The organism is Methylorubrum pseudosasae (assembly GCF_029504475.1).
GTDB classification, from domain to species: domain Bacteria; phylum Pseudomonadota; class Alphaproteobacteria; order Rhizobiales; family Beijerinckiaceae; genus Methylobacterium; species Methylobacterium extorquens.
In genome coordinates, this window is record NZ_JAQGDU010000002.1 from 605,533 (window position 1) to 628,031 (window position 22,499).

Consider the following 22,499-nt stretch of genomic DNA (forward strand, 5'->3'; position numbering starts at 1 on the left):
GATGCGCGAGCCGAACGCGATCGATTTTTGGCGCGGCTTCGCGCTCATCACGATTTTCATCAACCACATCCCGGGCAATTTCTTCGAGCGCTACACCTTCTCGCAATACGGCATCTCGGATGCCGCCGAGCTGTTCGTGTTCCTGGCCGGCTGGTCGATCGGGCTCGCCACCCGCGGTCGCGACGGCCAGCCGGAACCGCGCCTCACGACCGTGCTGCGCCTCCTGGCGCGCACCGTGGAGGTCTACCGCGCGCAGATCACGATCATGGCGCTGGCGCTGGCGATGATCGCGGGCTGCGCGCTCTATCTCGACAACCCGCTCATCCTCGAATGGCACAATGCCGGCGGCTTCTTCGCCGACCCGATCCAGACCATGGTCGGCGTCGTGCTGCTCACGCACCAACTCGGTTTCTTCAACATCCTGCCTCTCTACGTGGTGCTGATCGCCATCGCCCCGGCCGTCGTGCTGATCGGCCGGGTGAGCCGGCTCCTGCTGCTGGCGCTCTCGCTGTCGCTCTACGGGGCGAGCCTCGTCTTCGAGTGGAACTTCCCGTCCTGGCCCGGCGAGGGCGATTGGTTCTTCGATCCGCTCTGCTGGCAATTGCTGCTGGTGCTCGGCTTCCTGTCGAACGAGGCGACGCGGGGATCGGAGCGGCTGCGGCGCCTCTGGCCGCGGCTGATGCCGCTCGGCGTCGTCATCGTCGCGGTCGGCGTCGTGCTCGCGGTGCTGGAGTTGCGGCCCGATCCGATGCTGGCGCCGGAGCCGCGCCTCGTCTTCACCTTCGACAAGACCTACCTTTCGCCCGCCCGGCTGATCCATTTCTGCGGGATGGTGCTGGCCTTCCAGGGTGTCTACGCCCTCATCGCCCCGCGCGTCGGGCGCCTTGCCCGCTTTCTGTCGGGTTTGGGGCGCAACTCGCTCGCGGTCTTCTCGATGGGATCGCTGTTGAGCCTCGCCGGACAGTTCGTGCGCTTCCAAACCGGTGGCGGTATCTTCGTTGACATTTCGGTCGTAGGCTCCGGCCTGATCGCACTGGGTTTCACCGCATGGTTCGTCGAATGGCGTTCCCGCAGACCGCGGCCGACGCGCAAGGCTCCCGACACCGCCTCGCCCGCCGACTCGCCGTCCTCCTCGGCCTGAGTCTCGCCTCGCCTGCCTTTGGCGAGACCTCGGGCGCCGCGCAGGTGCCGCCAGCGACCGCGACGGTCGAGGCGCTCGACCTGAGCCTGTCGCCCGAATGCCGGGTGCCGGGCTCGAAGCTCTACACCCTGGCGCGGCTCAAGGCGGTCAAGGCCGCGCTCAAGGAGAAGAGGCCGATCCACGTCCTCTCCATCGGCTCCTCCTCGGCGGGGCTCGGCGCCTCCGCGAGCTATCCGGTGAAGCTGGAAAACGCCCTGGAGCAGGCGCTACCCGACGTTCAGATCGAGGTCGAGGCTCGCGGTCTGCCCGGCGAGGTGGCGAGCGGGGCGGGCGAGCGGCTGCGCTCCATGGTCGCCGAGATGGAGCCGGACCTCGTCGTCTGGCAGGTCGGCACCAACGATGCCCTGGCCCGCGTCGATATCGAGGCCTTCGGCGAGGCGCTCGACGAATCGGTGCAGTGGGTCAAATCCCACGGCATCGACATCGTGCTCATCGACCCCGTCTTCACCGAGAGTCTGGCCGACGACGCTTATTACACCCAGATGGTGCGGACCGTGCAGGACGTCGCCCGCCGCGAGGCGGTGCCCCTGGTCCACCGCTACGCGGCGATGCGCTTCCTCTCGACCCAGCGCACCACCGAGGCGCACATGCTGGGCCGTCATTTCCGGCTCAACGATCTCGGCCTGCGCTGCATGGCCGAGCACGCCACGCGGGCGATCACCCTGTCGCTCCTCCAGCCGGATGCGGCCAAGGATGCAGGCAAGATCGATCCGAGCAAGATCGATCCGAATAAGACCGATGCGGTGAAGACGGACCACGCCACGTCCGAAACCACGAAGTCCGACCCGACCCAGACCGGAACGCCGGGCTCCGGACCGACCCCGGCGCTCAAGCAGCCGTAGGGCCGGCAGCGGACGTTTTGTGACACCCTCTTAACCCGCTCGAAATGCCGCGCTTCCTAGGCTGATCGCCGAGCGTGCCGGCCACATCCGCGCCCGGCGCCTTTCGGATGGCGCGCCCATGGCAGCGGACAAGGTGATCGCGGGCGGCCTCCCAGCATCCTTTCTCGAGACCCTTCTCGTCCGGTCTCGGGCCGTGCGTGCCACGGCTGCTGTCTCGGCGCTCGGCGTGTTCGCGGTCCGCATCGGCGCGGCCGGGTTCGCCTACGGGGCGCAGGTCCTGATGGCGCGCATGATGGGCGGTGCGGAATACGGGATCTTCGCCACGATCTGGGTGTGGATCGCCATCCTCGGCCACACCGCGACCTTCGGCCTGTCCCAGGGCGCCTGCCGCTTCCTGCCCGCCGATCAGGCGACGGGCCGGCTCGACGATGTGCGCGGCTTCCTGCTCGGCGGGGCACTCGTGAGCCTCGGCGGGGGGCTCGCCCTGTCGCTCGGTGGCCTCGCCGTGGCCTTCCTGCAAGGCGGCCTGCTCGCCGGCCCCTACGGCACGCCGATCCTTGTCGCGGCTGTCGTCGTGCCGCTCTTCGCCTTTCAGGACTATCTCGAGGGCGTGGCCCGCAGCCAGGGCTGGCCGCTGCTCGCCATCGCGCCGCCCTACCTGCTGCGCCAAGCTCTGATCATGATCGCGATGATCGGCGCCGTGCTCGCGGGGGCGCCGGCCGAGGCCTGGGTCGCCATCGCCTGTACGCTGGCCGCGACCGGCCTCGCGGCGGCGGTTCAGGCCGGGCTGCTGCTGGTGCGCCTGCGCCGCCACCTGCCGGCCGGCCCGCGCCGCTACCGCTGGCGGCTGTGGCTGGCCGCCTGCCTGCCGATCGCGGCGGGTGACCTTGCCGCGAGCGCCTTCGGCTTCGTCGATGTCGTGATCCTCGGCTTCCTCGCAGCCCCGGAGGCCGTCGGCCTCTACTTTGCCGCCACCCGCATCCAGCAATTCGTGGCCTTCGTGCATTACGCGGCCTCGGCCACGACCGCCCAGCGCCTCGCCGCCGCTCGCGCGCGCGGCGACGAGGCCGGGCTCGCGCATCTCGTGCGCATGCAGGCGCGCTGGACTTTCCTGGCGACGGCGGGTGTCGGCCTCGGCATCGTCGCGGTGTCGCCCCTGCTGCTCGGCTTGTTCGGCGAAGGGTTTCGCGCCAGCCTTCCGGTTCTGGCGATCCTCGTCGCCGGCAGCGTCACGGCGAGCCTGTTCGGCCCGGCCGAGGATGTGCTGACCATGCTCGGCGGCGAGCGGCTCTGCGCCGGCGTCACCCTGGCGATGCTGGTCCTCGCCGCAGGGCTCTGCCTTGCCCTGGTGCCCTGGCTCGGGGTCGTCGGCGCGGCCCTGGCGGTGGGGCTGGCTCAGACTCTGCGCGGGCTCATTCTGGCGCTCGGCGCCCGGTCCCTTCACGGTCTCTCGACGCCGGTCGTCGGATTTCCCCAGCGGAGTGCCGCCTGGTGATGCGCGCCCTGTCCCTCTCCGGATCGTCGCGGGCGGCGGTCGAGCCCGTGGCCGCGCTCGCTGCCGAGGCGTCGGCCTGGGACGCGCTGGCGGTCCAAGCCGTCTCCGCGCATCCGTTCTATGCGCGGGCGGTCGTTGCGGCCCATTGCGATCATGGCCTGTGCCATCCCCGCCTCTCGGCGGTGGTCGTCCGTGACGGGGGGGCGATCACCGCCCTTCTGCCCTTCACCCTGCGCCCCGACATCGCCGGGCTCGGCGCGGCGATCGCGCAGCCCTTCCTCTCGCCCTACATGACGGCGAGCGCACCCCTCGTCGCCGATGGTCCCGGCCTGGAGGAGCGGCTCGATGCCCTGGTGGAGGGCCTTGCGCGCGCCTCCGGCGGGCGGCCCTGGCGCTGGCCGTTGCTCGCGACCGAAACCCCGCTCGGCCTCGGGCTGCTCGCCGCCATGGAGCGGGCCGGCTGGCAGACCGGCACCGTCGCGCGCTTCGAGCGCCCGGTCCTCGACCGGCGGGCCGATTACGACGCCTTCCTCGCCGGCCACCCGCACAAGAGCCGCCTCAAGGACCTACGCCGCCGCCGCCGCCGTCTCGAAGAGGCCGGGACGCTCACCGTCGAGACCGCCACGGAGGGGGCCGCGCTGGAACAGGCGCTGGAGGATTTCCTCACCGTTGAGGCGGCCGGCTGGAAGGGCGAGGCCGGCACGGCCTTGCGCAGCCGCCCGCGGACGGAAGCCTTCGCTCGCGCCCTGTTCCGGCCAGACGGTGGTCCCGTCGCCGTTCGGGCCGACCTTCTGCGCCTCGACGGGCGCACGATCGCGGCGAGCCTCGCCCTGGTCTCCGGCGGCACCGCCCATCTGCTCAAGACCGCCTATGACGAGGGTTTGCGGGCCCTGGCCCCCGGTCTCGTGTTGGAAGACGCCATCGTGCGCGCCCTCCATGCGGAGGGCTTTGCCGCGCGGCTCGACTCGGCGACGATGCCGGGATCGGCGCTGGAAAGCCTCTACCCCGAACGCGAAAGCATCGCCGAGATCATCGCCCAGCCGCCGGGCGCCGGCCTGATCTCCCTGGAACGGCGCCTGCGCCTCGCCCGGTTCGAGCATCGCGCCCGGGCCGAGGCCAAGCGCCTGCTGCGGCGGGGCTGACGCCGCGTCGAAGGCGCTGAATTAGCGCGTCGAGTTCTCACCGTTGTTGCGCTGGACGCAGCGATAGCCGGCGAAGCAGTACGGGTTATCCAGGGTCGGCTCGAAGGCGGGGCGGGCGGTCACCTCGTTGCGGCAATCGCCGCTGTCGAGATGCACCGCCTCGTAGGCGTTCGGGCTCGTGGCGAGCACGACACGGCGCTGCCGCGCCACCAGGGCCTGCACCGCCCCGCAGGTGAGAGACGGGGTGAAGGGCCGTTCCTGGGCCGAGGCCGCCGTGCTGGTGAGGCCGCCGACGCCGAGACAGAGGGCGTGGAGGAGTGAGAGCGTGCGCTGCATCGTCGTGGGACCTGCCCGAGCCGGAGGGAGGAGCCTCGGGACTATCCCGGGTTCTGCACCCTGAACCGTGCTTGCGCCATACCGGTTCTCGGCGCCTTTTCTCGGCCCCTGTGAGCCGGCGGTGGTGATGCCGGGGGCGTTTGGCCCGCGGGAACCGTTCTCCCCCTGAGACCCTTCACCGGACATAACTCCGGAGGCGCCTTTGACCCCGACCGACGCGACCAGACCCGACGATCCCGTGGAGAGCCCGGGTGCCCGGAGCTACGAGCAGCGTCCGGTCTCCAAACCGGTTCCGGAGCATCGTTCTCCCGCGCCGAGCGAGCCCGGCGATATCGGTTCCGGGTGGGACAAGGAGAAGCCGCAGCGCGAAGAGCCGCGCTCCGGTGATGGCCCCGGTTACCGCGGCGGTTGATCCAACCTCATGCGCAGGCGGGAGGAAGGCCCGTGACGATCCACATCTGCGTCACCTGCGGAACCAGCTTCCCCGACGCGCCGAGCCCGCCCGAGCGATGCCCGATCTGCGACGAGGAACGGCAATACGTGCCCGCCTCCGGCCAGAGCTGGACGACGCCCGGCGCACTCGCATCCGCTCACGCCAACGCGTGGCGGCAGGTCGAGCCGGGGCTGTTCGAGATCGAGACCCATCCCCGTTTCGCCATCGGCCAGCGCGCCTTCCTGCTACGAACGCCACGGGGCAACGTGCTGTGGGATTGCATCGCTTTGCTCGATCCGGCCACCGTCGCGCTGGTGCGTTCGCTCGGCGGCCTAGCCGGCATCGCGATCTCGCATCCGCACTACTACACGACCATGCCCGATTGGGCGGCGGCCTTCGACGCGCCGGTCTACCTCCACGCCCGCGACCGCGAATGGGTGATGCGCCCCGACGACCGCGTGGTGTTCTGGGAGGAGGATGAGCGCGCTCTTGCCCCCGGCCTGACCCTGCTGCGCCTCGGCGGCCACTTCCCCGGCGGTTCCGTGCTGCACTGGCAGGACGGGGCGGAGGGGCGCGGCGCGCTGCTCGCGGGCGACATCGTGCAGGCCGGCGCGGACCGGAAGAGTGTCTCCTTCCTATGGAGCTACCCGAACTGGCTGCCGCTCTCCGGCGGCACCGTCGCACGCATCGCGGCCCGGCTGGAAACGAAGGCGTTCGACCGCCTTTACGGCGCCTTCGGCCTGCATATCACGGAGGATGCAGGCGCCGTCGTCAGCCGCTCGGCGGCGCGCTACCGGGATCTCCTGGCGCAGGATCAGCCCTGACGTCTTGCCCGGTGCGGCCCCTGGCGGGTCTCGGGAACAGCGTCGCGCCGGCCAGCGCACCGATGAGTGCGGCGAGGCCGAAGCGCCATCGCTTGCCCCGCGCGCCGGCCGTACCCGTTTCGGTCGTCGGCATCGGATCGCCTCGTGCAAGACCGTGAGGAGGGATCGCGTCCTCGCTCCCGATGTCTATCATCCCGACCGCGAACCCGGCCACCGACGCCACCGCGAAAGATTCGCCTTCACGGACACGCTCACGCCGCATATCACGGCCTTGTCGGTCGGCGGCGCTCCGGCGGTTGCGGGCGGCCCGTGGCGGATCGAGCGTCCGGCCGCGGAGACGATCGAACCCGAGCCGTCACCGCCCCGCGTTGCCTCGGAGTGGTCGCGCGGCCTATAAGCGAAGCCCCCGACACATCCCGCGCGGCGTCGAGGATCCTTCTTGTGTGAAGGAGCCCTCCGCCCGCACGAACGAGAAGACGATCCCGCCATGGCCGGGCATTCCCAGTTCAAGAACATCATGCACCGCAAGGGCCGCGTCGATGCGGTCCGCTCGAAGGTGTTCAGCAAGCTCGCCCGCGAGATCACGGTGGCGGCCAAGCTCGGCACGCCGGACCCCTCGATGAACCCGCGCCTGCGCGCCGCCATCCTCGCGGCCCGGGCCGAGAACATGCCCAAGGACAACATCGAGCGCGCCGTCAAGAAGGCCGTGGGTGGCGACGGCGAGAACTACGAGGAGATCCGCTACGAGGGCTACGGCCCCGGCGGCGCCGCGCTGATCGTCGAGGCGCAGACCGACAACCGCAACCGCACCGCCTCCGACGTGCGCTCGGCCTTCACCAAGTCCGGCGGTAGCCTCGCCGAGACCGGCGCCGTCGCCTTCATGTTCGACCGTGTCGGCGTCATCGCCTTTGCGCCGGACGTGGCCGATGCGGACACGATGCTGGAGGCCGCTATTGAGGCCGGCGCCGACGACGTGCGCTCGGATACGGAGGGCCACGAGGTCATCTGCGCCCAGGACGCCTACGGCGACGTGTCAAAGGCGCTGGAAGGCCGCTTCGGCGAGCCGCGCCGGACCGGCCTGATCTGGAAGGCGCAGAACACCATCGACGTCGATGACGAGACCGGTGAGAAGCTGATCCGCCTCGTCGAGGTGATCGAGGATCAGGACGACGTGCAGAACGTCTACGTCAACTTCGCGCTGTCCGAGGCGCTGGTGGAGAAGATGGGCGCGTAAGCCTACGCCCGCGCTTTGCGGATGCTCGCACCGCCCCGTTGACGGCGAGGAGAGGTTCGGCCGCTGAACCATGCTGCCGATTTGTCGCGCGGAACCGCTGCGGTCCGTGCGCTATATGCCCTGCGAGGCCGGCGCTGCGCCGGCCATTGACGACGCGCAAGGCCCCTCTCTTCGACCGATGCACGACCGCCCGCTCATCCTCGGCATCCACGGCCTCGCCAACAAGCCGCCGAAAGAAGAGAAGCAGGCGTGGTGGGCTGAGGCGATCCGTGAGGGACTCCGGCGCAACCTCGGCGAAGATCCGCGGGATCTGTCCTTCGACTTCGTCTACTGGGCCGACCTGCGCTACGACGCGCCGCTCTCCGAGGACAGCAACCGGGAACCCTACTACCCCGCGCGGGGGAGGGGACCGTTCCCGAGCGCCGACGGTGTGTGCGCCCCGACCCTGACCGACCGGCTCTACCGCATCGTCGAGTGGGCGCAGGAGAAGACCGGGCGTCTCGTCCTCGACGATTTCATCATTGAGCACCGGCTCGACGACCTCTGGGGCTACTACGAGGACGCCGCGTTCCGCGAGTCCGCCCGCGAACGCTTGCGGGAGGCGCTGGAGCAGCATGCCGGCCGGCCCCTGCTGCTCGCCGCCCATTCGATGGGCTCGCTGATCGCCTACGACGTGCTGCGGCAGCTCGAGCGCGACGGGCGCTGTCCGCGGATCGAGCACTTCGTCACCATGGGCGCGCCGCTCGGTCTCGCCGAGATCAAGCATCGCCTCGCCGAGGAGCACGGGGCCTTGCGCGTGCCCTACGCCGTGGCCCGCTGGAGCAATCTCGGCGACCGCGAGGACGTGGCAACCGTGGGCACGACGCTGGCCGAGGCCTATGCCCCGAACCCGGCGGGCGTGGGCGTGATCGATCGTCCCGTCCTCAACACCTATCGGCGCCCGCGCGGCAGCGTGAACCACCACAAATCCTACGGCTACCTGCGCACGCCGGAATTTTCGGAAGCCGTCGCGGCGTTTCTCGACCGAGAGGAGGCGGTTGCCCCCGTCGAGATGTCGGATGCCGGAAGCGCCTGAGGGTCGGGCGACGCGGCACGATCCTCGCCGTCATCGCGAGCGGTTGGCGCCCCGAGGGGGCCGGATGAGGCTTACGCCAGCCGCCGCCGCCGCTCCACGAGCTGCATGATGATCGGCGTCAGAATGAGCTGCATCGCCAGATCGAGCTTGCCGCCGGGGATGACGATGGAATTGGCCCGGCTCATGAAGCTGTCGTGGATCATCGACACGAGATAGGAGAAATCGATCCCCTTCGGATCCTTGAAGCGGATGACCACCATCGATTCGTCGGCGGTCGGAATCCAGCGGGCGATGAAGGGGTTCGAGGTGTCCACCGTCGGCACCCGCTGGAAGTTGATGTCCGTCCATGAGAATTGCGGGCAGATCGTCTGCACGTAGTCCGGCATCCGGCGCAGGATCACGTCGGTGACGGCCTCGGTCGAGTAGCCCCGCGTCGAGCGGTCCCGGTGCAGCTTCTGAATCCATTCGAGGTTGATCACCGGCACCACCCCGATCTTGAGGTCGGGATAGCGGGCGAGGTCGACGTTCTGATCGACCACGCAGCCGTGCAGGCCTTCGTAGAACAGCAGGTCCGAGCCGGGTTGGAACGGCTCCCAGGGCGTGAAGGCACCGATGGGGACGCCGTAGCGCGCGGCATCCGCCTCGTCGTGGGCGTAGTGCCGGGTGCGACCGGTCCCGGATTCGCTGTAGCTGCGAAACACCTCCTCCAGCTCGGGCAGGAGGTTGGCGCGGGGCGCGAAGTGGCTCAGCGTCGGCTCGCGCGCCATCATCGCCCGCATGGTGTCGCGGTCGTGCGCGTGGAAGCCGTCGCCCTCGATGTAGACGGCGCTGACATCCTCCCTTCGGAAGATCTGCTCGAAGGTGTTGCGGACCGAGGTGGTCCCGGCGCCCGAAGAGCCGGTGACCGAGATGATGGGATGACGCGCCGACATGGGCTTTTCAGATAAATCGGGCCGAGTGCTTGGTTCCAGACGGCGATGATCCCGAATCATCGCCTTCTGGCCGCGCAAATGCGCGGCGGCGGTCTTCCGCCGGACGCTGAGTCTGCGACCGTAGGTCGGGGACTATGCACCCATTGATCAACTCCGCATCAGGCCGCGCTGGCCGAACAGGGGTGAGCGGCCGGCGCTGGGCTGGCGGCCGTCATAGTACTTGCCCACGCACTCGACCTCCTCGGTGGAGCCGAACACCAGGGGGGAGCGCTCGTGGATCTTGGTGGCCACCCGCTCGAGAATGCGGCCCTGGCCGTCGGTGGCGCCGCCGCCGGCCTGCTCGATCAGGAAGGCGATGGGGGCGGTCTCGTACAAGAGGCGCAGGCGGCCCTGGGCGTAGCCCTTCCGGTTGTCGCCCGGATACAGGAACACGCCGCCGCGGATCAGCACCCGCTGCGCGTCCGCCACCAGCGCGGCGGTCCAGCGCATGTTGAAGTCACGGTCGCGCGGGCCTTCCGAGCCGCGCAGGCAATCCTCGATGTAGGACTTCACCGGCCCGTCCCAGTGGCGGACGTTCGAGGCGTTGATCGCGTACTCGCTGGCACTGGGGACGATCTTCATCGCGTCGTGGGTGAGGCGGAAGACGTTGTCCGTCCGGTCGAGGGTGAAGATGCGGGTGCCGTTGCCGAGCGTGACCACGAAGGTCGTGGCCGGGCCGTAGACGACGAAGCCGGCGGCCGTCTGGGTCGTGCCGGGAGTCAGGAACGAGGCATTAGGATCCTCGCCCGGCGTCACCGGGCGGATGCCGAAGATGGTGCCGACCACCATGCCGACGCCGATATTGGACGAGCCGTCGAGCGGGTCGATCGCGACGGCCAGCGGCGCGCCGGCCTTCAGCGTCACCACGTCCTCGGCTTCCTCCGAGGCGACCTGCGCCACGGGGGCCTCTTCGAGCGCCCGCATGAACCGCTTGTGGGCGATCACGTCGAGCGCCTTCTGCACGTCGCCGTCGCTGTTGTGCTCGCCCTGGGCGGCGAGGTCGCCCGCGAGCGACCCACGACCCACGGTCTCGCTCACGTCGATCGCGGCGGCGGCGAGCGCCCGGATCGTGGCGGCGGTGTCGGCCAGCGAGGGCTCCCGCGCGACTTCGGCGTCGAGATGGTCGTCGAGGGATGACCCGTAGGGCTTCGTCATCGTTCTGAGGCTCGCTCCCGTCGAACCCGCGCGTGTGACTCAAGGTCCTGCGCGGCGTTCTTATCGGCCATGCGCGCGCGGAGGCGTGCAGGGCTATCTCGCGCTATGATACGCTGTGGCGAGGCGGCAGCGCCAGACGGCACGAGACGGCTGTCGAAAGATTTCTAAAAAAACTTGTGGTGCCCCGCAAAAAAACTAAAACCGGGGCATGCGCAATCTTTCGCTCAAGCAGCTCCAGGCGGTCGCCGCAGTCGCACGGCTCGGCACAATGACGCGGGCCGCGCAGGAGCTTAACGTCACCTCCGCCGCGCTCTACGCACGCATCCGCCAGCTCGAGGAGGAGGCGGGCCTCCTCCTGTTCGACCGCACGCCGACCGGCCTCAAGCCGACCGATGCGGGCCGCGAGATGCTGTGGGCGATCAACAGCATCAACACCGTGCTGGAGACCTGCACCGACCGCCTGCGCACCCTGAAGGGCGGCGGCGGCGGTCGGGTCGGCCTCGGGGTCGTTTCCACGGCGAAGTATTTCGCGCCGCTCGTCATCGCCGGCTTCATGGAGACCCATCCGAAGGTCGAGATCTCGCTCACCGTCGGCAACCGGCAGGACACGATCGAGGCCCTGCGCAACTACGACATCGATTTCGCGATCATGGGCCGCCCGCCGCGGGACTTCGCCATCGAGGCGGAGACGTTCGGGCCTCATCCCCTGGTGCTGATCGCCGCCCCCGACCACCCGATGGCCGGGGCGGCGCGGCCTGACGCGGGCGGATCTGGCCGAGGAATCCTTCCTCGTGCGCGAGGAGGGCTCGGGCACCCGCTCGGTGTTCGAGGAATTCATGAACGGCGTGATGATCCGCCGGGCCAAGCTCGGGATCGATTCCGGCTCGAACGAGACGCTGAAGCAGGCGGTGATGGCGGGCCTCGGCATCGCGCTCCTGTCCGGCCACTCGGTGGCGGCGGAGGTGGCGAGCGGGCGCCTCGTCCTCCTCGACGTGGAGGGCCTGCCGATCCGGCGCGACTGGTACGTCGTGCGCCGCGCCGACAAGGTGCTCGGTCCGGCCTCCGACGCGTTCTGGGACTATCTCGCGCAGGAAGGCCGCCGCTTCCTGCCGAGCATTCCCGGTGATTTCTTCCCGGAGGACTCGGCCGCAGCAGCGCCGCTCAAGGCGGTCCGCAGCCCGGCCGAGGCGGGCGAGTGAGCGGGCCGATGGAGACGATCGTCATCGTCGGGGCGGGGCAGGCCGGCCTTTCAGGCCGCCGCCTCGCTGCGGGAGGCAGGGTTTTCCGGCCGCCTGACCCTCGTCGGCGACGAGGCCGCGCCGCCCTACCAGCGCCCGCCGCTGTCGAAGGCCTATCTCGCCGGCAAGACCGATGCCCGCGGTTTGCTGCTGCGGCAGGAGAGCTTTTTCGCCGAGCACCGCATCGCGCACCGGCCCGGGACACGGGTGACGGCGATCGATCGCGCCGGGCGCAGCGTCCGGCTCTCGGACGGCGAGGATCTGTCTTACGACCACCTCATCCTGGCGACGGGCACCCGTAACCGGGCGCTGCCGGTGCCAGGGGCCGATCTCGACGGCGTGCGCCAGCTTCGCTCCCTCGACGATGCCGATGCGCTTCGTGCGGCGATCGAGGGCATCCACCGGATCGTCGTGATCGGCGCGGGCTTCATCGGCCTCGAATTCGCGGCAGTCTGCGCCGCCCGCGGTCTCTCCGTCACAGTGATCGAGGCGGCCGAGCGCGTCATGGCGCGGGCGGTCTCGCCCGAGACCTCGGAGGCGTTCCGCGCCTTCCACGAGGAGGCCGGCGTCACCTTCCTGTTCGGGGCGGGCGTCACTGCCATTGAGGGGGAGGGGGGACGGGCCGTGGCCGTTCGCACCGCCGACGGGCAGAGCCTGCCTGCCGACCTCGTGCTCGTCGGCATCGGCGTGGTGCCCAACCAGGAACTCGCGGCGGAAGCCGGCCTCGCCGTGCGCGACGGCATCGAGATCGATGCCTTCCTGGCAACCAGTGACCCGGCGATCTCGGCTATCGGCGATTGCGTGCGCTTCCCGAGCCGTTTCGCGTCGGGAATGCCCGGTGGCGACCGGGTGCGGATCGAATCGGTGCAGAACGCAGTCGATCAGGGCCGCTGCCTCGCCGCCCGGCTCACCGGCCGGCCCGCCGCCTACGACGCGGTGCCGTGGTTCTGGAGCGATCAGGGGCCGCGCAAGCTCCAGATCGCCGGGCTCGCCGCGCCGTCTGACGCGAGCGTCCTGCGCCGCGCCGGTGCCGGCTTCTCGGTGTTCCGCTTCCGCGATGGCGCGCTCAGCGCCGTCGAATCGGTGGATCGCCCCGCCGACCATATGGCGGCCCGCCGCCTTCTGGCCGCGGGCAAGCGGTTGACGCCGGAGCAGGCCGGCGATCCGGGCTTCGACCTCAAGGCCCTGGCGACGGGCTGAGATTTTACCTCAGCGGTCGTTCTCGGTCGTGAGCTGATCGAGCCGTGTGCCCTCGTCGCCGCCGCGCTGCTGCTCGGACAGCCGGACGCCCGGCGTCGCACCGTCGGTGAAGACGATGCCGCCCTGCATCAGGGCGCTGCGCAAAGCCTCGACCTGGCCGGAGGCGGAATCGCCCGTGCCGGCCTCGAACCCCTTGATGAAGCCTTCGTCCAGCCCCGAGCGGCGGGCGAGATCCGCCTCGGACCAGCCGAGCAGGCCGCGGGCACCCCGGCACTGGGCCGCATTCATCGTGTTGGGCGAGGCTCCGCTCGACGCACCTTCATCCGATCCCGTCAAAGCGCTCTCCTCGATCCTTGGCAGATACCACCCCGCGCCACGGGGCACGGGATCGTTCAACGGTCCGACGGGCCGGTTCGTTTCGGTGAAGCTTGTGAGAAACGGCGTTTCGCCTGGCTCGAAGACTCGCCGGGCGAGAATTCCTGCCGCACAAGGTTCGCGGCGCGTCGAAACGGACGGGATCGCCGCTGAACCGGGTCTCGGGCCGGTCTTGACCATAATTGTGCTTGAATCTGTGCCGATTCCCCCTAGCGCCCAGGACCGGCTGCCGAGAGGGGGCGCGGCCCGAAGGATACGGAGCATGCGCCGGCTCGGCCCAATCATCGGGCGAAGAGCCGAGCCGCTGGCCAAGTGGGGCTCCGGGGTGAAGCAGTCGAGCAGACAGGGGGCTGAACGATGAACAGGATGCTGACCGCCGCGCTGGCCTGCGCGGTTGCCGCGGGCGCGCTCGCGGCCGTGCCGGCTGCGGCGCAAAATGGGCATGGGCGGCAATACGTCCGGTTTCGGCGCGGGCAAGCAGCCCGATAAGAAGCCGCAATACGTCCCCGGCGCGAAGCCGACGGAGAAGATGTTTCCGCTCGGCTCGATGTGGACCGCCGTCAGCATGAACGGCAAGCCGTTCACCGGTGCCGACCGCCCGAGCTTCATCATCGACGCGCAGTACCGCGCCCGCGGCTATGGCGGCTGCAACACCTTCACCGCCACCGCCTTCCCCCTGCGCGAACAGCATCTCGCCGTCGGTCCCTTGGCGCTCACCAAGAAGACCTGCGACAAGGCGCTGGCAGCCACCGAGCAGGCCTTCCTCGTCGCCCTGCGCACGGCGGGCAAGTGGGACCTCGACGGTTCGCAACTCGTGATCCGCAGCCAGAACGGCGAGCTGCGGTTTGATCGGGCCCTGTAGGCGCCCTATTCTCGAACAGCCCGCCGGTTCCTCGGACGAGCCGGCGCGCGATCGTTTTAAGTCCCCGTTGACGACGATTCGTGGACGGGAGCCCGAATTCATCCTCCGTCAGGCTCCCGCGCCGTTTCCTCGCGCCCCTCGGTCGCGCTCCGCGCGGCCGCTCAGGCGGAGAGACGGAATGCGGATCGGCCGGGTTCACCAGCGCGTCGTCCCGAAGGTGCGGCCGGCGGCCTCCCACGCGGCGCGTTACGACTTCGTCCGCGCCCACCACGAGGGTGCGGCGACTCTGGCCGCCCTCGCCACTAGTTCGGGAATCGGCATCCTGATCCTCGCCACCCGCTTTCTCGTCGCCTGAACCGCGATCGCGGACCGTAACCGGCCCTTCGATTCGGAGTGACGAGGATGACAATACTGTCGTCCGGCGGCGAAAAAAGAAAATAAAATTCTCCGCTAAAGCTCAGCCGTGCGCAGTCCGTGTAAAGACTGGTATCCGCCCGGCGTGAAGCTCGACGGAGCTTGCGAAATCGGCTACGCGTCGCCGCAGCGGACCTCGCTTCGGCGGGAGCGCTAAGTTTCTGGTTTCGCGTCGGCTTTGCCCCCTGGCGGTCGTCTTCCTTCGGGCCGATGTGGAAGCCTTTCGTGTTGGCGCGCGCTCCTGCACCGGGCCGGTGGCCGTTGCGGCACGGGAGCGCTCAGGGAGCGGACAGACGATGACAGACACCTCGACCCCGGACACCGTGCGCAAGCCCGGACACGGCCGCGTCTACGGCTCGATCACCGAGACCATCGGCAACACGCCGCTCGTGCGCCTCAACCGGCTCACCAAGGAGCGGGGCGTCGACGCCGAAATCCTGCTCAAGCTCGAATTCTTCAACCCGATCTCGAGCGTGAAGGACCGTATCGGCGTCAACATGATCGACGCGCTGGAAGCCTCCGGCCGGCTCAAGCCCGGCGGCACGCTGGTCGAGCCGACCTCGGGCAATACCGGAATCGCGCTGGCCTTCGTCGCCGCCGCCCGCGGCTACCGCCTGATCCTGGTGATGCCGGAGACGATGTCGGTGGAGCGGCGCAAGATGCTCGCCTTCCTCGGCGCGCAGCTCGAACTGACGCCGGGCGCGCAGGGCATGAAGGGCGCGATCGGTCGCGCCGAGGAGCTCCTGCGCGAGATCGACGGCGCGGTGATGCCGCAGCAATTCTCGAACCCCGCCAACCCGGAGATCCACCGCAAGACGACGGCGGAAGAGATCTGGAACGACACGCAGGGTCAGCTCGACGCCTTCGTGGCGGGTGTCGGCACCGGCGGTACGGTGACCGGCGTCGGCGAGGTGCTCAAGCCGCGTCTGCCCAACCTCAAGGTGTTCGCGGTGGAACCGGTGGACAGCCCCGTGATCTCCGGTGGCCAGCCCGGCCCGCACAAGATCCAAGGTATCGGCGCGGGCTTCATCCCCGACAACCTGCACACCGACATCCTCGACGGCGTGCTCAAGGTGTCGAACCAGCAGGCGATCGACACCGCCCGCGACCTCGCCAAGTTCGAGGGCATCCCCGGCGGCATCTCGACCGGCGGCAATGTCGCGGCGGCGCTGGAACTGGCGGGCCGCCCCGAGTTCCAGGGCAAGCGCATCGTCACGATCGCCTGCTCGTTCGCCGAGCGCTACATCTCCTCGGTGCTCTTCGAAGGCATCGGCTAACACGCGTTGCGCGGTGCGGGTCTGCGACGGACCCGCATCGCAACTCCTCCGGTCCCGGATTGTTGTCCCGGTCAGATCAGGAGGACGAAGAATGACGGAGACTTCCCCCGACCGGCCGTCGCTGAAGGCGTTCGACGCCTATGCGGATCGCAACGGCCAGGATTTCGGCACCGATTCGCCCCTCGACGCCGGCATCCCCTCGCGGACCCAGGCGGACCTGAAGAGCAATCCCGACGGGATGGCCGAGACCGCGCGCATCGCCTCCGGCACCGAGCGCCAGGGCCAGGACGCGGTGGACCAGACCGAGGCCGAGACGCCCGCCGAAAATCTACGCCGGATCTCCGATCCCTCGTCCCGCTCAGAGCCCGACGCGACCGCGCAGGAGGCGATCGAGCGCGCCACCGCCGCCGTCGGCCAGGAAGAGCCGCCGCGTCACGGCGAGGATCTTGGCGAGCGTGATGGGGGAGGCCGTGATGGGAAATGAAAACCGGCCCAACGAAGACCTGAGCAACACCGGCACCCGCAAGCCCGACGAGGCAGTCGGCTCACCCGGCCCCCATCCGGCGGGCGGCGGCCACCAGACCTCCGAGCAGGCAGCGATCACCGGGCAGGGGTCCGGCGGGCGCTCCGATGCCGAGCGGCACGATGAATGGGGCGAAGGCGCGGAAGGGGGCGCGGCCGGACGTACGCCGCCCGCGATCGGCGGTTCGTCCGGTGGCCATTCCGACCGCAAGGCCTCGGCCGGCCCGCGTGAGGGGGAGCCCATCGCGGGCGAGCCCGACCGAGCCAAGCACTCCTGAGCCGCGCCGGCCCGCACCGCAATTCCTAGAGGGAACTCGACGATGGACAAGCAGAACGGCGACGACCGCGAGACGGATCGGTGAGCGCCAGGACGGGCACAAGCCCGCCAACAGCGCCCCCGACGCGGTCAAGGATCCCAACGAGAAGACCGACGGCAAGCCCGGTGCGCCGGCACAGGGCGACGAGACCGATCCGGGAGCGGGTTGACCGCGCCCCCGGTGCGGCCCTGCCGGCTCAGGCGGCTTGCCGGGGTGCCTCGTCCAACAGCTCGTCGGCGGGGCCGAAGAACTCGAACCGGACCCGCTCCGCCGGGACGCCGGCACGGGCCAACCCGTTGGCCAGAGCGGCCAGGAAGGGCTTGGGTCCGCACAGGTAGTAGGTCGCACGCTCCGAGGGGGTGTTCGCAACGAGCCACTCGGCCGTGATCAGCCCTTCGCGGTCGAAATCTTCGCCGGGCCGGTCCTGCGGCTCCGGCTCCGCGTAGACGATATGGGCCGACAGGGCCGCTTGGTTCGCAACAAGGCCGCGCACATGCTCGCGCATGGCGTGGACCCGCCCGTTCAGGGCACCGTGGACGAACCAAGCCGGGCGCTCGGGCGTCTCCGCCGCGATACTTTCCAGCATGCTGACCATCGGGGTCAGGCCGACGCCGCCGCTGACCAGAACCACCGGCTCGGCGCTCTCCCGGTCGAGGAAGAAGTCGCCCGCGGGTGCGGCGACCTTCAGCACGGTTCCGGCCTTCGCTTCCGCGTGCAGCCAGTTCGAGACCAGGCCGGCCGGATGCGCCGTGGCGGCTTCGCGCTTGACGGTGATGCGGTAGGCGCGATCGTTCGGTGCGCAGGAGATCGAGTAGTTCCGCTTCAGCACACCCCGGCCCGGCAGGTCGACGAGGAAGCCGAGATACTGCCCCGGCTCGTGACGCAGCACCGGGCCGCCGTCAGCGGGGACCAGCACGAACGACCGGATCGTCTCGCTTTCCGGGGTGACGCTCTCGACCACGAAGTCGCGCCAGCCGTTCCATCCACCGGTCTTGGTCGCCTGATCCCGGTAGATCGTCGCCTCCCGGCCGATCAGCAGCTCCGCCAGGAACCAGTACGCCTCGCCCCAGGCCGTGATGATCTCAGGGGTCGCTGCCTCGCCGAGCACATCGCGGATCGCCGCGAGCAGGGCGTCGGCGACGTGAGGATAATGCTCCGGCAGGATGTTGAGCGCGACATGCTTCTGGGCGATGCGCTCCACCGCGCTCGTCAGCACGCCGAGGTTGTCGATGTTGCGGGCATAGGCCAGAACGGCGAGGGCGAGGGCCTTGGGCTGCGAGCCGGTTTCGCCGTGATGCGACTGGTTGAAGAGGTCGCGGATCTCCACGTTCTCGAACAGGCGCTCGTACATGCGCCGGGTGATGGCGAGCCCGTGCGTTTCGAGAGCCGGGACGGTGGCTTTGACGGTGGCGACGGTTTGGGGCGAGAGCGGTGCGGGCATCGTCGGATCCAAAGGTTCATTCGACATGAATCTTTTGTCGCAGCTCTCGAAAAGATGCAAGTGAAATGTACCTTATAGGTCGCTCGGATCCGCCATGCGCCTGACCCGCTACACCGACTACGCCCTGCGGACCCTGATCTATGTCGGCCTGCGCGAGCCGAAGCAAAGTTCGATCGCGGAGATCGCGCGCGCCTATGGGATCTCGGAGAGCCACCTCACCAAGGTGGTGCATCAACTCGGCCGGCTCGGGCTGATTCAGACGATCCGGGGCCGGGGCGGCGGGTTGCGCCTCGCCAAGCCGCCGGCTGAGATCGTTGTCGGCGCCGTCGTCCGGGAGACGGAGGACGATCTCGCGCTGGTCGAGTGCTTTTCCGCAGGGTCTTGCGCGATCACCGCGCCCTGTCGCCTGCGGCGGGCACTCGGTGAGGCGCTGGCGGCCTTCCTGGCGGTTCTCGACCGCTACACCCTCGCCGACCTGTTGGGCGGAGCGGAGGGCGACGAGATCGCGCGGTTGCTCGGCCTGTCCCCACCCGCCGCCATCCCGGCGGAAGCGCCGGCTCCCGAGTGAGGCGGCGCCGAGATTCCCTACGCGGCTGCGGCCTCGACCCGGTTCCGGCCGAAGGACTTGGCACGGTAGAGCGCGGTGTCGGCGCGCTTGAGCAGGTCGGACGGACCCGTATCGGTCGCGCGCCGCACGGAGACGCCGACCGAGACGGTCACACCGATGTCGCGCGTCCCGCCGTCGATGGTGAAGGGCGTCGCTTCGATCCGGTGGCGGATGCGCTCGGCGATGGCGCGGGCATCGGGCAGTTCGGCGCCGGGCACCACCATCACGATCTCCTCGCCGCCGTAGCGGGCCAGGATGTCCATCGGCCGTACATACTGGCGGATGCGCTCGGCGAAGGCGCGCAGCACCTCGTCGCCGGCCTCGTGGCCGTAGGTGTCGTTGATCAGCTTGAAGCGGTCGATGTCGAGGAGCAGGCAGGCGAGTCCCTTCTCCTGCAAAGCCGCCTCACCGAAGACCGGCCCGAGATGGCGGTCGAGGTAGCGGCGGTTGTGCAGGCCGGTCAGGTCGTCGGTGATCGCGAGTTCCATCGAGGCATGGAGCGCCCCGCGCAGGGTCTCGGAGAAGCGCCGCCGCCGCACCTGCGTGCGCACCCGCGCGATCAGCTCGTTGCGGTCGACCGGGCGCAGCAGGTAGTCGTTGACGCCGAATTCGAGGCCGCGGGTGATGCGCGTTTTCTCGTGCATCTCGCCGAGCATGATCAGCGCCATGCTGCGGGTCCGCTCCAGCGAGCGGAGCTGGCTGCACAGGCGCAGCCCGTCGAAGCCTTCGAGATCGAGGCTCACCAGGGCGAGGTCGAAGCCTTCCTCGGGCGCTCGCACCAGGGCGCGGTGCGGGTCGGTCTCCACGGTGATCTGATGGTGCTGGGAGAGCGCGGTGCTGATGCGGTCGATGGCGCTCGCCCGGTCCTCCACAAGGAGAATGCGCGCACCCTCGCCGGTATCGGCGGCGGCAAGAACCAGGGGGTCGGGGCCGCCGATCTCGCGCGCCTCCAGGGCGCGCGAGCGCAGCTCGTCCGTCACGGCCTTCAGCCGCACGAGGCTGCGCACCCGCGTCATCAGCGCGGTGTCGTCGATGGGCTTGGTCAGGAAGTCGTCGGCGCCCGCATCCAGGCCCCGCAGCCGGTCGGCGGGCTGATCAAGGGCGGTGACGATCACCACCGGCAGATGGGCGGTGGCGGGATTGGCCTTGAGCCGGCGGCAGACCTCGAAGCCGTCCATGCCCGGCATCATCACGTCGAGGAGAACGACGTCGCATTCGCCCTTCTCGCAAATGGCCAGGGCGTCTGGCCCATTCATCGCCACGACCACGTCGAAATACTCGAGAGACAGTTTTGTCTCGAGCAGCCGGACGTTGGGGTAGAGATCATCCACGATCAGGACGCGAGCGGACATCGTTCCTCCGAGGCGCGGCCTTCACGACCGCGACGGCATTCAGTCCGAAGAGGTCTCAAGGAGCGCCGTCATCACCAATGTAACGACGGACCGTTGCCAAAAACTTCGCAACCGAGATCGGTTTGGACAAATATGCCTCGCATCCGCCTTCACGAATGCGTTCCTCGTCGCCTTTCATTGCAAAAGCGGTGATAGCGATCACAGGAATGTTACGAAGGTCGTCGTCGTCCTTGAGCCACTTTGTCACCTCCAGGCCCGAGACTTCGGGAAGCTGGATGTCCATCAGAATCAAGTCTGGGTGGTGCGCGCGCGCGAGTTCAATCGCCTCGATACCGTTGGCGGTCTTGAGGGTCGCGTAGCCGTGCGCCTCCAGCAGATCGTTGAAGAGCTTCATGTTCAGCTCGTTGTCTTCAACGATAAGAACGGTTTTCTTCATGACCTGCTCCGGCGCGGTCGCGATGGCGTTCCAACCCGTGGCCCGGCCCTCTTACTCTCTTAAACTGCTACTCGTTGATGAAACGCAAACTTGATCATAGTGATGGCCCGAGCGAGCGTCTCGCGGTCGAGGTGCTCGGATGGCTCGCCGCCGACGAGGACCGGCTGTTCCGGTTCATCGCCGCCAGCGGCCTGGAGCCCGGAACGCTGCGTGAGAGCATGCACGATCCCGGCTTTCTTGGTGCCGTGCTCGACCATGTCATGAGCGACGAACCGTCGCTCCTCGCCTGCGCCGAGGCGCTGGAGGTGAAGCCGGAGCGGATCGCCTCCGCCTGGCAGCGCCTGCAGCCGCCGCCTTTCGACGAGGGCGGTTGAGGCGTTCTGGTCCGCGCTATCGCGCCAGCTCCCGCAGCCCGAGCCGGATCAGCGTCTTGGCCTCCACCGTCCCGGCCTCCTCGCCGAGGCCCTTCAGGGCGGCAGCGATGGCGGCCGAGGCCTGAATCTGGGCATAGCCGAGATTGACCAGGGCCGAGATCGCGTCCGCGACCGGCTGCGGCGCGGTCCTGTCCTCGACAGCGCCGGTCAGGGCGATGAGCGCCGGGTCGATGGGAGCGAAGGCGGGTGCCTTGTCCTTCAACTCCGCGACGAGGCGGGCCGCGAGGCGCGGGCCGACGCCGGGGGCGCGGGCGACAGCGCCCTTGTCGCCGGTAGCGATGGCGGTGGCGAGCTGCGCCGGCTCCAGCACCGAGAGCACGCCGAGCGCCACGCGGGTGCCGACCCCCTGCACCGTCTGGAGCAGGCGGAACCACTCCCGCTCGGCATCGACGCGGAAGCCGTAGAGGCGGATCATGTCCTCACGCACATGTGTCTCGATGGCCAGATCCGTCGCCTCCCCGGGCTTCGGCAGACGCTGGAGGGTGCGGGCGGAGCAGTGGACGACGTAGCCGACGCCGTTCACATCGAGGATGACGAAATCCTCTCCGTAGGAATCGACGATTCCCTTGAGCTTGCCGATCATGTGAACCGTCGATCCTCGAAGGGTCCGTTGCCGCGCTTGGCCTAAGGCCATATCCGTCGTGGCGGCACAACCGACAAGGTGACCGCATGAAGCGCACGCACGCCCTCGCCGCCCTCCTGCTGGCGGGTTTCGCATTCGCCGCGCCCGGCGGTCTACACGCACAGGAGGCCGCCCAGGGAACGCCACCCGCTCTGACCAAGGATCCGGGGCAGGTGAAGGCCGGGCGCTACCGGCTCGATCCGGCGCATGGCAAGATCACGTGGTCGATCAGCCATCTCGGCTTCTCGACCTATTACGGCCAGTTCACGGAGGTGTCGGGCGACCTCGTCCTCGATCCCGCCGCCCCGGCCAAGAGCAGCCTCTCGGTCAAGATCGGCACCGGCAGCGCCAACGGGCTCAACGACAAGCTCAACGCGCACCTCAAGCAGCCGGATTTCCTCGACGTCGGGAAGTTTCCCGAGGCGACCTTCGTCAGCACGTCGGTCGAGCCGACGAGCCCGACGACGGCGCGCGTCAACGGTACCCTGACCCTGCGCGGCGTCTCGAAGCCGGTCTCGTTCGACGCCACCTTCAACCAAGCGGGCGTCAACCCGGTCGACAAGATCTATTCGGTCGGCTTCGATGGCTGGACGGTGATCAAGCGCTCCGAGTTCGGCGTGAACGCCTTCCTGCCGCTGCTGGGCGACGAGGTGTCCCTCCGGTTGGAGGGTGAGTTCAAGCTTCAGTAGGAAGC

At 69.1% G+C, this 22,499-nt stretch carries 22 protein-coding genes and 3 pseudogenes; 17 read left to right on the top strand and 8 right to left on the bottom strand.

The window, feature by feature from the left end:
• Nucleotide 1 precedes the first annotated feature (1 nt).
• From M2437_RS03620 to M2437_RS03635, 4 genes are all read left to right on the top strand, one after another.
• Nucleotides 2–1,141 (top strand): OpgC family protein, encoded by a 1,140-nt coding sequence (locus M2437_RS03620; RefSeq protein WP_012252684.1) that lies wholly within the window; start codon nucleotides 2–4, stop codon nucleotides 1,139–1,141.
• Nucleotides 1,060–2,043, top strand: coding sequence for an SGNH/GDSL hydrolase family protein (locus M2437_RS03625; protein WP_253389393.1), 984 nt, complete (start codon nucleotides 1,060–1,062; stop codon nucleotides 2,041–2,043). The genes M2437_RS03620 and M2437_RS03625 overlap by 82 nt, the downstream gene beginning before the upstream one ends.
• 118 nt (nucleotides 2,044–2,161) lie before the next feature.
• Complete coding sequence (locus M2437_RS03630; RefSeq protein ID WP_253389394.1) at nucleotides 2,162–3,538, top strand: lipopolysaccharide biosynthesis protein; 1,377 nt, start codon at nucleotides 2,162–2,164, stop codon at nucleotides 3,536–3,538.
• Nucleotides 3,538–4,680, top strand: a complete 1,143-nt coding sequence (locus M2437_RS03635; protein ID WP_253389395.1) for a GNAT family N-acetyltransferase — start codon at nucleotides 3,538–3,540, stop codon at nucleotides 4,678–4,680. Before M2437_RS03630 ends, M2437_RS03635 begins: the two co-directional genes overlap by 1 nt.
• Before the next feature lie 21 nt (nucleotides 4,681–4,701).
• Here M2437_RS03635 and M2437_RS03640 read toward each other — a convergent pair whose 3' ends face one another.
• Nucleotides 4,702–5,016 carry a hypothetical protein gene (locus M2437_RS03640; RefSeq protein WP_012605931.1) on the bottom strand — a complete coding sequence of 105 codons (315 nt, stop codon included), beginning with the start codon at nucleotides 5,014–5,016 and terminating at the stop codon, nucleotides 4,702–4,704.
• Between the two features lie 444 nt (nucleotides 5,017–5,460).
• Between M2437_RS03640 and M2437_RS03645 the strand changes: the two genes are divergently transcribed.
• From M2437_RS03645 to M2437_RS03655, 3 genes are all read left to right on the top strand, one after another.
• Complete coding sequence (locus M2437_RS03645; protein ID WP_253389396.1) at nucleotides 5,461–6,273, top strand: MBL fold metallo-hydrolase; 813 nt, start codon at nucleotides 5,461–5,463, stop codon at nucleotides 6,271–6,273.
• Between the two features lie 487 nt (nucleotides 6,274–6,760).
• Entirely contained in the window at nucleotides 6,761–7,507 is a 747-nt protein-coding gene (locus tag M2437_RS03650; RefSeq protein WP_015821414.1) for a YebC/PmpR family DNA-binding transcriptional regulator, read from the top strand.
• A 178-nt stretch (nucleotides 7,508–7,685) separates the two neighbouring features.
• Nucleotides 7,686–8,582: a lipase/acyltransferase domain-containing protein gene (locus M2437_RS03655; protein ID WP_253389694.1), complete on the top strand. Its 897-nt coding sequence runs from the start codon at nucleotides 7,686–7,688 to the stop codon at nucleotides 8,580–8,582.
• A 71-nt stretch (nucleotides 8,583–8,653) separates the two neighbouring features.
• Here the strand turns inward: M2437_RS03655 and M2437_RS03660 are convergent, their stop codons facing one another.
• Both M2437_RS03660 and M2437_RS03665 read right to left on the bottom strand, forming a co-directional pair.
• Nucleotides 8,654–9,514, bottom strand: coding sequence for a phosphoribulokinase (locus M2437_RS03660; RefSeq protein ID WP_003599924.1), 861 nt, complete (start codon nucleotides 9,512–9,514; stop codon nucleotides 8,654–8,656).
• 147 nt (nucleotides 9,515–9,661) lie between these two features.
• The gene (locus tag M2437_RS03665) at nucleotides 9,662–10,708 is read right to left on the bottom strand and encodes a class 1 fructose-bisphosphatase (RefSeq protein ID WP_253389397.1); all 1,047 of its coding nucleotides are present in this window, start codon (nucleotides 10,706–10,708) and stop codon (nucleotides 9,662–9,664) included.
• A gap of 208 nt (nucleotides 10,709–10,916) precedes the next feature.
• Between M2437_RS03665 and M2437_RS03670 the strand changes: the two are divergent.
• Nucleotides 10,917–11,907 (top strand): annotated as a pseudogene (locus M2437_RS03670) (LysR family transcriptional regulator).
• A pseudogene (locus M2437_RS03675) lies at nucleotides 11,904–13,146 on the top strand (NAD(P)/FAD-dependent oxidoreductase). Before M2437_RS03670 ends, M2437_RS03675 begins: the two co-directional pseudogenes overlap by 4 nt.
• Nucleotides 13,147–13,155: 9 nt before the next feature.
• On the opposite strand, the gene M2437_RS03680 reads toward M2437_RS03675, so the two are convergent.
• On the bottom strand, nucleotides 13,156–13,434 hold the full coding sequence (locus M2437_RS03680) for a helix-turn-helix domain-containing protein (protein ID WP_042508715.1): 279 nt from the start codon (nucleotides 13,432–13,434) through the stop codon (nucleotides 13,156–13,158).
• A gap of 444 nt (nucleotides 13,435–13,878) precedes the next feature.
• Here M2437_RS03680 and M2437_RS03685 point away from each other — a divergent pair.
• The 5 genes and pseudogenes from M2437_RS03685 (at nucleotide 13,879) to M2437_RS03705 (ending at nucleotide 16,874) form a co-directional block, all read left to right on the top strand.
• Nucleotides 13,879–14,383 (top strand): annotated as a pseudogene (locus M2437_RS03685) (META domain-containing protein).
• A gap of 178 nt (nucleotides 14,384–14,561) precedes the next feature.
• The gene (locus M2437_RS03690) at nucleotides 14,562–14,738 is read left to right on the top strand and encodes a hypothetical protein (RefSeq protein ID WP_012252670.1); all 177 of its coding nucleotides are present in this window, start codon (nucleotides 14,562–14,564) and stop codon (nucleotides 14,736–14,738) included.
• A 355-nt stretch (nucleotides 14,739–15,093) separates the two neighbouring features.
• Nucleotides 15,094–16,074, top strand: a complete 981-nt coding sequence (gene cysK, locus M2437_RS03695) for a cysteine synthase A (RefSeq protein ID WP_003599935.1) — start codon at nucleotides 15,094–15,096, stop codon at nucleotides 16,072–16,074.
• A gap of 91 nt (nucleotides 16,075–16,165) precedes the next feature.
• Nucleotides 16,166–16,558: a hypothetical protein gene (locus M2437_RS03700; protein WP_253389399.1), complete on the top strand. Its 393-nt coding sequence runs from the start codon at nucleotides 16,166–16,168 to the stop codon at nucleotides 16,556–16,558.
• Nucleotides 16,548–16,874 carry a hypothetical protein gene (locus M2437_RS03705; RefSeq protein WP_253389400.1) on the top strand — a complete coding sequence of 109 codons (327 nt, stop codon included), beginning with the start codon at nucleotides 16,548–16,550 and terminating at the stop codon, nucleotides 16,872–16,874. Before M2437_RS03700 ends, M2437_RS03705 begins: the two co-directional genes overlap by 11 nt.
• Nucleotides 16,875–17,109: 235 nt before the next feature.
• Here M2437_RS03705 and hmpA read toward each other — a convergent pair whose 3' ends face one another.
• Nucleotides 17,110–18,354 carry an NO-inducible flavohemoprotein gene (gene hmpA / locus M2437_RS03710; protein ID WP_253389401.1) on the bottom strand — a complete coding sequence of 415 codons (1,245 nt, stop codon included), beginning with the start codon at nucleotides 18,352–18,354 and terminating at the stop codon, nucleotides 17,110–17,112.
• A 94-nt stretch (nucleotides 18,355–18,448) separates the two neighbouring features.
• Between hmpA and M2437_RS03715 the strand changes: the two genes are divergently transcribed.
• A complete protein-coding gene (locus M2437_RS03715; protein WP_003599940.1) occupies nucleotides 18,449–18,922 on the top strand; it encodes an Rrf2 family transcriptional regulator in 474 nt (157 codons plus the stop codon).
• Between the two features lie 17 nt (nucleotides 18,923–18,939).
• Here the strand turns inward: M2437_RS03715 and M2437_RS03720 are convergent, their stop codons facing one another.
• Both M2437_RS03720 and M2437_RS03725 read right to left on the bottom strand, forming a co-directional pair.
• Nucleotides 18,940–20,313, bottom strand: a complete 1,374-nt coding sequence (locus M2437_RS03720) for a PleD family two-component system response regulator (RefSeq protein ID WP_253389402.1) — start codon at nucleotides 20,311–20,313, stop codon at nucleotides 18,940–18,942.
• A 55-nt stretch (nucleotides 20,314–20,368) separates the two neighbouring features.
• Nucleotides 20,369–20,749 (bottom strand): response regulator, encoded by a 381-nt coding sequence (locus M2437_RS03725; RefSeq protein ID WP_003599942.1) that lies wholly within the window; start codon nucleotides 20,747–20,749, stop codon nucleotides 20,369–20,371.
• Nucleotides 20,750–20,826: 77 nt separating this feature from the next.
• Here M2437_RS03725 and M2437_RS03730 point away from each other — a divergent pair, with 77 nt between their 5' ends.
• The gene (locus M2437_RS03730) at nucleotides 20,827–21,123 is read left to right on the top strand and encodes a DUF3572 domain-containing protein (RefSeq protein WP_003599943.1); all 297 of its coding nucleotides are present in this window, start codon (nucleotides 20,827–20,829) and stop codon (nucleotides 21,121–21,123) included.
• Between the two features lie 16 nt (nucleotides 21,124–21,139).
• Here the strand turns inward: M2437_RS03730 and ruvA are convergent, their stop codons facing one another.
• Nucleotides 21,140–21,766 carry a Holliday junction branch migration protein RuvA gene (gene ruvA, locus M2437_RS03735; RefSeq protein ID WP_012252665.1) on the bottom strand — a complete coding sequence of 209 codons (627 nt, stop codon included), beginning with the start codon at nucleotides 21,764–21,766 and terminating at the stop codon, nucleotides 21,140–21,142.
• Between the two features lie 86 nt (nucleotides 21,767–21,852).
• Between ruvA and M2437_RS03740 the strand changes: the two genes are divergently transcribed.
• Nucleotides 21,853–22,494, top strand: a complete 642-nt coding sequence (locus M2437_RS03740; protein ID WP_082291178.1) for a YceI family protein — start codon at nucleotides 21,853–21,855, stop codon at nucleotides 22,492–22,494.
• Nucleotides 22,495–22,499: the final 5 nt, after the last annotated feature.

What these genes read in the sequence shown, in the direction of transcription:
- M2437_RS03620 (WP_012252684.1), top strand. Translation starts at nt 2, where the DNA reads ATGCGCGAGCCGAACGCGATCGATTTTTGGCGCGGCTTCGCGCTCATC.
- M2437_RS03625 (WP_253389393.1), top strand. Translation starts at nt 1,060, where the DNA reads ATGGCGTTCCCGCAGACCGCGGCCGACGCGCAAGGCTCCCGACACCGC.
- M2437_RS03630 (WP_253389394.1), top strand. Translation starts at nt 2,162, where the DNA reads ATGGCAGCGGACAAGGTGATCGCGGGCGGCCTCCCAGCATCCTTTCTC.
- M2437_RS03635 (WP_253389395.1), top strand. Translation starts at nt 3,538, where the DNA reads ATGCGCGCCCTGTCCCTCTCCGGATCGTCGCGGGCGGCGGTCGAGCCC.
- M2437_RS03640 (WP_012605931.1), bottom strand. Translation starts at nt 5,016, where the DNA reads ATGCAGCGCACGCTCTCACTCCTCCACGCCCTCTGTCTCGGCGTCGGC.
- M2437_RS03650 (WP_015821414.1), top strand. Translation starts at nt 6,761, where the DNA reads ATGGCCGGGCATTCCCAGTTCAAGAACATCATGCACCGCAAGGGCCGC.
- M2437_RS03655 (WP_253389694.1), top strand. Translation starts at nt 7,686, where the DNA reads ATGCACGACCGCCCGCTCATCCTCGGCATCCACGGCCTCGCCAACAAG.
- M2437_RS03660 (WP_003599924.1), bottom strand. Translation starts at nt 9,514, where the DNA reads ATGTCGGCGCGTCATCCCATCATCTCGGTCACCGGCTCTTCGGGCGCC.
- M2437_RS03665 (WP_253389397.1), bottom strand. Translation starts at nt 10,708, where the DNA reads ATGACGAAGCCCTACGGGTCATCCCTCGACGACCATCTCGACGCCGAA.
- M2437_RS03680 (WP_042508715.1), bottom strand. Translation starts at nt 13,434, where the DNA reads ATGAATGCGGCCCAGTGCCGGGGTGCCCGCGGCCTGCTCGGCTGGTCC.
- M2437_RS03690 (WP_012252670.1), top strand. Translation starts at nt 14,562, where the DNA reads ATGCGGATCGGCCGGGTTCACCAGCGCGTCGTCCCGAAGGTGCGGCCG.
- cysK (WP_003599935.1), top strand. Translation starts at nt 15,094, where the DNA reads ATGACAGACACCTCGACCCCGGACACCGTGCGCAAGCCCGGACACGGC.
- M2437_RS03700 (WP_253389399.1), top strand. Translation starts at nt 16,166, where the DNA reads ATGACGGAGACTTCCCCCGACCGGCCGTCGCTGAAGGCGTTCGACGCC.
- M2437_RS03705 (WP_253389400.1), top strand. Translation starts at nt 16,548, where the DNA reads ATGGGAAATGAAAACCGGCCCAACGAAGACCTGAGCAACACCGGCACC.
- hmpA (WP_253389401.1), bottom strand. Translation starts at nt 18,354, where the DNA reads ATGCCCGCACCGCTCTCGCCCCAAACCGTCGCCACCGTCAAAGCCACC.
- M2437_RS03715 (WP_003599940.1), top strand. Translation starts at nt 18,449, where the DNA reads ATGCGCCTGACCCGCTACACCGACTACGCCCTGCGGACCCTGATCTAT.
- M2437_RS03720 (WP_253389402.1), bottom strand. Translation starts at nt 20,313, where the DNA reads ATGTCCGCTCGCGTCCTGATCGTGGATGATCTCTACCCCAACGTCCGG.
- M2437_RS03725 (WP_003599942.1), bottom strand. Translation starts at nt 20,749, where the DNA reads ATGAAGAAAACCGTTCTTATCGTTGAAGACAACGAGCTGAACATGAAG.
- M2437_RS03730 (WP_003599943.1), top strand. Translation starts at nt 20,827, where the DNA reads ATGAAACGCAAACTTGATCATAGTGATGGCCCGAGCGAGCGTCTCGCG.
- ruvA (WP_012252665.1), bottom strand. Translation starts at nt 21,766, where the DNA reads ATGATCGGCAAGCTCAAGGGAATCGTCGATTCCTACGGAGAGGATTTC.
- M2437_RS03740 (WP_082291178.1), top strand. Translation starts at nt 21,853, where the DNA reads ATGAAGCGCACGCACGCCCTCGCCGCCCTCCTGCTGGCGGGTTTCGCA.